The organism is Protofrankia sp. Cr1 (genome assembly GCF_963555865.1).
GTDB lineage: Bacteria > Actinomycetota > Actinomycetes > Frankiales > Frankiaceae > Protofrankia.
Genome location: NZ_CAUVXO010000033.1, coordinates 21,891 through 24,920, shown reverse-complemented (window position 1 = coordinate 24,920; position 3,030 = coordinate 21,891). Strand labels below are relative to the sequence as shown.

The following is a 3,030-nucleotide window of genomic DNA, read 5'->3' as shown; positions in this document are numbered from 1 at the left end:
GGGTTCATCTGGAGACGATGAGGACGACCGCGACGATCAGTCCGAGGGTCACGACCGTGCCCCGCAGCGCGGCCGCGGGCAGCACCCGGGCGAGGCGTGCGCCAAGGACACCACCCGCGTAGGACGTGACCAGCAGGATCGCCGCGAAGGCCCAGGAGACCTGGGCGCTCACCACGAACACGGTGACGCCGATCGCGTTGATCCCGAACGAGAGCAGCGTCTTCGCGGCATTGGTGCGCTGGATGTCGTCGGGTAGCAGGATTCCCAGCACACCGAGGAGCAGCACCCCCAGCCCGGCACCGAAGTAGGAGCCGTAGACCCCCGCCAGGAACACCCCCGCGCGGGTCGGCCAGGTGACATCGCTGTTGGTGACACCGCTGGTGGTGGGCCTGGCAGCGGACGCGGTGGCACGCCGGCCGGCGACCAGCCGGGCCAGCCACGGCTGGGCGCCGAGCAGCCCGCAGGCCGCCACGACCAGGTAGCCGACCACCGCCCGGAAGGCGCCCGCCGGTGTGACCACCAGCACCATTGCCCCGGTCAGCCCGCCGAGCAGCGCCGGGATGGCGAGCGCGCGCAGCCGGGTGGCCTGGCCCGCCAGTTCCCGTCGGTAGCCGAGCGCACCGCCCGCGTATCCGGTCACCAGCCCGACCGAGGATGTGATGTTCGCGGTGAGTGCCGGCATTCCGGTGGTGAGCAGCGCGGGGAAGGCGATCAGGGTGCCGCCGCCGGCAACCGCGTTCACCGCTCCGGCCAGCAGGCCGGCGGCCGCCACGAGTCCGCCGTCGGCTGGTCCCACATCGCCCTCCGCGTCCGGTAGAAGTCAGGTACAGGTCAGTACACCCGCTCCCGGGGAAAAGCGCCGTATCGACCTTGATAAGCCCTGTGCGCACAATTTCTTATAAACAGATTACTTATTCTGTTGGATATCCTGCTTGCCGGCGATATTGGTTACCGCTACATTCCGTATGATAGCGGCGGGTCCCGGAGTTTCCGGGCGGAGATGGGCGGCTCATGGACGTCGGATTCGGTATGCCGCGCGACGCTCACCGTGTGACCGGGCTTTCGTGACCAACCTGCTCGGATACGCGCCGCTCAGTCTCGGCACCGGCGCGTTGTACGCATTGGTGGCGGCGGGAGTGGTGGTCATCGCCCGCGGTGCCGGTGTGATCAACTTCGCCCACGGCGCGCTGGTGATGTGGGCGGCGTATTTCTTCAGTGCGGCCCAGGAGAACTGGGGCCTGCCGGTCGCGCCGGCGGGTGCCCTGACGGTCGTGGTCACCGCGGCGATCGGCTTCGCCTTCGCGGTCCTGGCGATGGGGCCGCTGCGGGGCTCCTCGCCGCTGACCCGCGCCATGGCGACGCTCGGCCTGCTGATCATCCTGCAGGCGCTGGCAGGTCTGTTCTTCGGGTCCCAGGTGCGGTCGTCCCCGTCGGTGCTGCCGGCCGGAGAGCTGACCATGTTCGGCCGGGTGGTCGGTATCGACCTGTTCGTCCGGCTCGCCGCGGTGGCGGTCGTCGTCGCCGTTGTGTGGGCGTTCTTTCGCTTCACCACCTTCGGCCTGGCCGCGACGGCTGTGATCGACAACCCGCGGGCGGCGGCCGCCGCCGGATGGTCACCAGGCGCGGTCGCGGGCGCGGCGTGGTGTGTGGGCTCGGCCCTCGCCGGTCTCGCCGGAGTGCTGCTGGCGCCGCTGGGCAATCCGCTGTCGTCGACAAGCCTGATCATGCTCGTGGTGCCCGCGCTCGCTGTCGCGCTCATGGCGCGGTTCCACTCGCTGCCGGGGGTGTTGGCCGGGGGTCTCGCGCTCGGACTCGTCGAGCTCCTCACGCAGGTCGGCCTGGTCACCGCGCATCCCGCGTGGACCGGAGCCGATCGCGCCATCCCACTCATCGTGATTGTCTTCTATCTGGTGGTGCGCGGCCACGGCATTCCCGACCGCGGACACATAGTGGCCCGACACCCGGAGCTCGGCGGTGGCCGGATCCATCCGCTGGCCCTGGGCATGCTGCTGGCGGTTGCCCTGGCGCTCATCTGGTTCGTGCTACCGAGCGACTGGGTGACTGCCGTCGGCGCCAATGCGCTCTGGGCACTGCTCATGGTGTCGCTGGTGGTCCTGGTCGGGTTCGCCGGCCAGATCTGCCTGGGCCAGCTCGTTCCGGCCGGCGTTGCCGCGCTCATCACCGGCCGCATTGTCGCGATCTGGCACTGGCCGCTGCCCGCGGCGCTGGTCGTGGGTGTCAGCGGCGCTGTCGCGGTGGGGCTGCTGTTCGCACTGCCCGCCCTGCGCACCCGGGGTCTGCAGCTCGCGATCGTCACACTGGGTATGGGTGCTGCCGCCGACGCGATCCTGTTCCAGCGGGGTTATCACTCGCCACCGCCGGCGGGTACGGCCGCGACCATCTTCGGCGGGCTGGGTTCACCCGAGGGCACTGTGGTGGGTACGCAGTCGGTCTTCGGTGTCGAACTTGACAAGATTGACAATCCGGACGGCTTCGCCACGCTCGTGCTGGTCGTGTTCACGCTGGTGGCGCTCGCCGTGGCCAACCTGCGCCGGGGCCGCGCCGGGCGACGGCTGATCGCGATCAGGGCCAACGAACGTGCCGCCGCCGCGCTCGGTATCAGCGTCGTCGGCGCGAAGCTGTACGCGTTCGCGCTGTCAGCCGCGATCGCGGGGCTCGGCGGGGTGCTCTACGTCTTCTACCAGTACGGTGAGGTCGGGAACATCAACTACGGCGCGGGGACGTTCGCGCCGTTCGGTTCGATCATGTTGCTCGCCTTCGCCGTGGTCGGCGGGATCGGCTGGGTGAGCGGATCGGTCGCGGGCGCGACGCTGGTGGTCGGCACCCTCGGTACGCGCATCGCGATGGCGGTCGGCGAATGTCTCGGCGGGCCGGGCTGGCTGGTCCATCTCGACCGGTACCTGCCGCTTGCCAGCGGCATCGCGCTGATTATGATCATGAATGGTTCCGGTGGGGGGATGGCGGCGGACAACGTCCGCACCATCCGCCGCGCGCTCGACCGGCTTGGAT

2 protein-coding genes are annotated in these 3,030 nt (G+C 69.8%); one reads left to right on the top strand and one right to left on the bottom strand.

From position 1 onward, the window contains the following. Positions 1 to 4 precede the first annotated feature (4 nt). On the bottom strand, positions 5 to 796 hold the full coding sequence (locus U9980_RS05455) for a sulfite exporter TauE/SafE family protein (protein WP_322766950.1): 792 nt from the start codon (positions 794 to 796) through the stop codon (positions 5 to 7). Positions 797 to 1,064: 268 nt separating this feature from the next. On the opposite strand from U9980_RS05455, the gene U9980_RS05450 reads away from it, so the two are divergent. Further along, on the top strand, positions 1,065 to 3,030 hold a 1,966-nt coding region (locus U9980_RS05450), incomplete at its 3' end, for an ABC transporter permease (protein WP_322766949.1).